5 protein-coding genes and 2 pseudogenes are annotated in these 5803 nt (G+C 69.2%); all 7 read left to right on the plus strand.

Annotated features, from left to right (window positions below):
* The coding region (locus tag VG276_25000) for an MmcQ/YjbR family DNA-binding protein (GenBank protein HEV8652553.1) at positions 1 to 199 on the plus strand (199 nt) is incomplete at its 5' end.
* Positions 200 to 549: 350 nt separating this feature from the next.
* Positions 550 to 1059: pseudogene (locus VG276_25005) on the plus strand (ATP-binding protein).
* A gap of 198 nt (positions 1060 to 1257) precedes the next feature.
* Entirely contained in the window at positions 1258 to 3441 is a 2184-nt protein-coding gene (locus VG276_25010; protein ID HEV8652554.1) for a helix-turn-helix transcriptional regulator, read from the plus strand.
* Between the two features lie 221 nt (positions 3442 to 3662).
* Positions 3663 to 4367 (plus strand): alpha/beta hydrolase, encoded by a 705-nt coding sequence (locus VG276_25015; protein HEV8652555.1) that lies wholly within the window; start codon positions 3663 to 3665, stop codon positions 4365 to 4367.
* A gap of 139 nt (positions 4368 to 4506) precedes the next feature.
* Positions 4507 to 4666 (plus strand): annotated as a pseudogene (locus tag VG276_25020) (alpha/beta hydrolase).
* 162 nt (positions 4667 to 4828) lie between these two features.
* On the plus strand, positions 4829 to 5083 hold the full coding sequence (locus VG276_25025; protein ID HEV8652556.1) for a Tn3 family transposase: 255 nt from the start codon (positions 4829 to 4831) through the stop codon (positions 5081 to 5083).
* Between the two features lie 508 nt (positions 5084 to 5591).
* A partial coding sequence (locus tag VG276_25030; GenBank protein HEV8652557.1) for a DUF664 domain-containing protein occupies positions 5592 to 5803 on the plus strand: 212 nt, incomplete at its 3' end.

The following is a 5803-nucleotide window of genomic DNA, read 5'->3' on the forward strand; positions in this document are numbered from 1 at the left end:
CGATCTCGGGGCCAAGGAGGCGCTGCTGGCCGAGGACGGCGACGTGTATTTCACGACGCCGCACTTCGACGGGTACCCGGCGATCCTCGTGCGTCTGGACCGGATCGCGATGCCCGAGCTTGAGGAGCTGCTGGTCGAGGCCTGGCTGAGCCGCGCGCCGAAGCGTCTTGCGACGGAGTACCTCGACGCCTCACGGTGACCGTGCTCATCCTGGGCGATGCCCAGTCACGACGCTGTATGAAGTCAACGGCGTGAGCAGGCGCCAGCGGCGGGTCGGCATTACCTTCGGGGTGCGCTCGGCGGGCGCCGTGCCGTCGCACAACCGTGGGCTGCGACGGCACGGGATTCCCTCAGGTGTGTTCGTGGCCTGCGGGTGGTGCCGATCGGGTGGCGTCGGGTCGCAACCCGGTCGATGAACTGAAGTCCGCCTCCTTCAGGTGGGCGCCACGGAGGATCGCCCTATCCAGGTGGGCGCCACTGAGGTCCGCCTCTTCAAGTTCGGCGCCATCGAGGTTCCCCGGCTGATCGGCTGTAGGCCCCGGCGTCTGGGTGTTGGTCTCTCCAACCAGGCCAAGCGCAGGCGTAGAGTCGGGCTGCTGGGTTCTCGGAGGGAGGTCGCCATTGGGCGGTGGTGGTTCTCCCCGACAGGGCTCGGCTGAGCCGCTGATCGGACGGGACAAGGACGTCGAGTTCCTTCGCTCGTTCGTTGATCGGTCCGCCGTCGGTGGCGGTGCGCTCCTCCTGTCAGGGGATGCCGGCGTCGGTAAGACGGTGCTGTTGGACGCCGCTGCGGCGCACGCAACGGCTGCCGGTACGCGGCTGCTGCGCGCCGCTGGTGCGGAGTTCGAGGCCGACGTGAGCTTCGCGGCGCTCAACCAGGTCCTGTACCCGCTCTTCGATGGACTCCAGCGGTTGAGCGCGATGCACGGCCGTGCGCTGCGGGTTGCCTTGGGTCTGAGCGATGGGTCGCCCCCGGGCCAGCTGGTGGTCTCCAACGCGGCGCTCGCCCTGCTCCTCCAAGCTGCCGCTGCCCGCCCGTTGCTGGTGATCGTTGACGACCTGCCGTGGGTGGATCGGGCCAGCGCCGTGGTGCTGGGGTTCGTCGCCCGCCGCCTTGCCGGCAGCCGGGTTGGGTTCCTCGCCGCGTCCCGGTCAGGAGAGGAGAGCTTCTTCGAACGGGGCGGCCTGCCTGGGTATGAGCTGCTGCCGCTCGACGATGCAGCCGCGGCCGCCCTGATCGGGGACCGCTTTCCTGCGTTGGCGCCGCGGGTCCGCCAGCGGCTGCTGGCCGACGCCCAAGGCAACCCGCTGGCCTTGCTGGAGCTGCCCGTGGCACTACTCAGCGGCCCCCAACGCGCCGGGGCGCTGCCCGCGGTGCTGCCGCTGAGCCGGCGTCTCCAGTCGCTGTTCGCGTCGCGGGTCAGCGGCTTGCCCGCTGCGACCCGTGACCTGCTCCTGCTCGCGGTCTTGGATGGCACCGGCGACCTTAGCGTTCTGAAGGGCGCTGCGTCCGGACAGCGAGGGATCGAGGACCTCGCCCCAGCGGAACGGGCGCGGTTGGTGCATGTCGACGAAGGCACAGGCCGACTGGTGTTCCGCCATCCGCTGACCCGGTCCGCTGTCATGGAGCTGTCGACCAGCGATCAGCGTCGCCGCGTCCACGGGGTGCTGGCCGAGCAGCTCGCGGATCAGCCCGAGCGCCGCGCCTGGCACCTCGCCGAAGCGGCGGTCGAGCCCGACGAGCAAGTCGCCGGCCTGCTCGAGCAAGTCGCACACTTGACCCTGCGGCGCGGCGACGCCGTCGGCGCCATTGCCGCGTTGCTTCGTGCCGCTGAGCTGAGCCCTCGTGGCGCTGAGCGGAGTCGCCGGTTGGCCGAGGCCGCCTACCTTGGCGCCGACGTGACCGGTGATCTGCGCAACGTGCCGCAGCTGCTGGAGGATGCGCGCCGGGCCGATCCCGAGCGGGCCGGGTCGCTGGCCGCCGCGGTCGCGGCCTCCTCCCACCTGCTCAACGGCGATGGTGACGTCGACACCGCCCACCGCCTGCTCGTCGGCGCGATCGAAATGAAGGCGGGGCCGTACGACGCCGACGACAATATCCTTATCGAGGCGCTGCACACCCTGCTCCTGGTGTGCTTTTTCGGTGGGCGCTCCGAGCTTTGGGAACCCTTCGATACCGCAATCGGCCAGGTAAGGCCGCATGTCCCCGAGATCCTCGCCGTGCTCAGCAAGACCTTTCCCGACCCGGCTCGTACGGCGCTGCCAGCTCTCGACCAGCTCGACGCCGCCATCGCGGGCCTGCGCCACGAGGCCGACCCGGTCCGTATCGTGCGTGTTGGCATCGCGGCCGCGTACGTCGATCGGCTGGCTGGCTGCCGGGAGGCGTTGTGGCGGGTTGTCCGCGACGGTCGGGGTGGCGGTGCCGTCACCTCGGCGATCGACGCGCTGTTCCTCCTGGCCAACGACGGCTTCCTGGCCGGTCAGTGGGACGAAGTAGTGCAGGTGTGTGATGAAGGCCTCAGGCTCTGTGAAGCCCACAGCTACCGGCTGTTGGCGTGGCCAGGGCTTTTCCTGCAGGCGCTGCTCGCTGCCGCCCGCGGTGACGACACCCAGACACGGGCCCTGACCGACGAGATGACCCGGTGGGCATCGCCCCGGAGGGTCGGTTCGGTCCAAAGCTATGCCTCGCACGCCAAAGCGCTCGCGGCGCTTGGGCGAGGTGACTTCGAGGACGCCTATCAGCACGCGACCGCGGTCAGTCCTGCCGGTGTGCTCGCTTCCCACGTCCCGCACGCGCTGTGGCTTGTCATGGACGTCACCGAGGCCGCCATGCGCACCGGCCGCCACGCCGAGGCGGCAGCCCACGTCGCCGCCGTGCGCGAGGCCGACATCGCCGCGATCTCGCCACGACTCGCCCTGATCACCGGCGGATCGGCAGCCATCGCCGCCCCCGACCACGAAGCTGGAGAACTGTTCGAGAAGGCCCTCGCCATCCCGGGCGCCGACCGCTGGCCGTTCGACCTGGCTCGGATCCAGCTTGGCTACGGTGAGCGCCTGCGCCGGACCAAGGCCACCACCGAGGCACGCAAGCATCTCGCCGCCGCGCTCGACACCTTCCAGCGGCTCGGGGCCCAGCCATGGGCGGCGCGAGCCGGCAACGAGCTGCGGGCCACCGGCCTGTCCATCAGGCAGGCCGACACCATCGGGCCGGCGTCGCTCACGCCCCAGCAGCGGGAGATCGCCATGCTCGCGGCCGCGGGCCTGACCAACAAGCAGATCGGCGAGCGGCTCTTCCTCTCCCCCCGCACCATCGCAACCCACCTGTACCAACTCTTTCCGAAACTCGGCGTCACCTCCCGCGCCGCACTCCGCGACGCGCTGACAGCCCCACCCACCGAGCTTCCACAACAAGGCAATCAGGGCCACGCGCCTGACAACTGACGTCCATTACAGGACCAAGCTGCGCTCTCCGCTGCTGAGCCGCGATCACCGTCGCGGCCGTTCAAGCACGCACCGCTGCGTCAGGGCGAAGAGGCGAGGCATCCGAGGGCAACAGCGTTCAAACCCCAGTCAGATGACTGAATCGGTCCGGTACGGCATCGCCCTAGCATGGCGACATCGGCCGACATACCCCAACCGTTCCCACAAGAGAGGACATCATCATGAGCACAGGCTCAGCAGCGAGGAACATCGTTCTCGTCCACGGCGGTTTCGTGGACGGGTCCGGCTGGCAGGCCGTCTACAGCATGCTGACCAAGAACGGCTACAACGTCAGCGTCGTGCAGAATCCGACCCTGTCGCTGGAGAACGACGCCGCCGCGACACGGTGGGTCATCGACGCGCAGGACGGTCCGGTCGTCCTGGTCGGCCACTCCTACGGGGGGGCGGTCATCACCGAGGCGGGCACCGACGACAACGTCGCGGCCCTCGTCTACATCGCGGCGTTCGCGCCAGACAAGGGCGAGTCGGTCAACACGCTGATCGCCGACCCGCCGCCCGGCGCTCCGGTGCCGCCAATCCTGCCGCCCAAGGACGGCTTCCTGCTCCTGGACCGCGAGAAGTTCCCTGCCTCGTTCGCCGGTGACCTGCCTGCCGAGCAGGCCGCGTTCATGGCCGACTCCCAGGTCCCGTGGGGCGTGGACGCCCTCAGCGGATCGATCACGGACGCCGCCTGGCGGACCAAGCCGAGCTGGTACCTGGTCGCAACCGAGGATCGGATGATCCCCCCGCCGGCGCAGCGCGCCATGTCCGAGCGGGCTGGTTCCACGGTGGTCGAGGTGGCCGGCAGCCACGCCATCTACCTGTCACAACCGGCCGCGGTGGCCGCGCTCATCGAGCAGGCCGCGTCCGCGGTGGCCGCCGGGTAACAACCGCTGTCGGGGTGTGTCCGCCACCCTGGGCCGTCCGCCGATACGGGCGGCCCAGGGTGGCCCGAACGGTGCGGGCAGCCTGGACGGCGGACGCGCCCTGGACGCGCGGTGTTGTTCCCGTGCGATCAGGGCGCGAGTCAAGGTCTTCTCTGAGACCGACCTCACCGAAGACCTCAAGCGGATTGACGTCCGACCCTGATCATCCACGGCGACGACGACCAGATCGTTCCCATCGACGCCTCCGCCCGGCGGCCGGGGAGTTGGTCGAGGACGCGACCCTGAAGGTCTATCCCGGTGCTTCGGGTCGACGTCCGGGCCGGCGCTGGGCGCCTGGTGGCTACTGACGGGCTTGGCTTCTCCGCGTAAGAGAACACCTTCAGTTAAGCAGTTAAGTGCTCTCCTGACCGCTGGACCCTCCTCGCCCACCGATCCCGTCCACCAGCGGGACGAGCAGGTCTATAAAATTTAATGAGCTCCTTGCGAACTGCATGATCTACAACACGACCGTGGACCTGACCAACCTGGTCAACGAACTGGTCGATGAGGGACACACCATCCGCCGCGACGACCTGGGCACCATCTCCCCGTACATCACCAGCAAGACCCGCCGGTTCGGCGACTGGGTGGTCAACTTGGAGCCGCCGGATGACCAGGTGGCCCGTCTCAACCTGCCCGAGGAGGACGAGGACGGCGAGCAGCCGGCCGCGGCGTAGCTCAGCCGTGTCGGGTGCGGAGCTTGTCGACGAGATGGGGCCAGGCCGTAGTTGAACGCGTCGGCGCCGGAGACGCCGGGCACGATCGTGTTGATGTGGCCGCTCAGGTACGGATACTCCTCCGGCGGCAGGGTGGCCAGGGCGGTGCGGGTGCGCCGCTGGGCGCCGGCCGGGTCCAAGTGGTCCACGTAGGCGGCGCAGCCCAGGGTGAACAGGTACGTGGAGCGGTACGCCTTGATCGCCTCCTCGGGAGGAAAGCCGGCGTCGCCGAGCAAAGCCAAGCCGCGTTCGGCCAGGCGCACCACTCCCGGCGACAGGAAGGGCCTGGTGAGCCGCAGCCGAACCAGGCCCGAACCACCAAGAACGGACGAGACGTGACCGATAGCGCCGCCCAGGGTCAGCGACGGGCGCGCTATGGCAGCCATGAGTGCAGGTGTCGTTAATCCGTTGACGGCCGCCTTGCGCATCGCCGATGATTGCGGCCATGGCCACGACCCGACGAGCCGACATGTTCACCGCGGACGGCAGGCCGTCGGACGACGACCCGCGTGAGAGCGGACCAACGTTGGGCGATGAGCACACCACGCTGGTCGAAGCCCTGCGCTGTGTACGCCTCACGTTGGAGATGAAGTGCTCAGGTCTTGATGCGGAGGCTATGGCGCGGCGTTCCGTCGAGCCGTCGACGATGTCGCTCCTGGGGCTGGTGCGACACCTGGCCGA

The sequence above is a fragment of the Actinomycetes bacterium genome, from assembly GCA_036000965.1.
GTDB lineage: Bacteria > Actinomycetota > CALGFH01 > CALGFH01 > CALGFH01 > DASYUT01.

Coding starts and splice junctions, on each gene's coding strand:
- VG276_25015 (HEV8652555.1), top strand. CDS start 3,663: ATGAGCACAGGCTCAGCAGCGAGGAACATCGTTCTCGTCCACGGCGGT.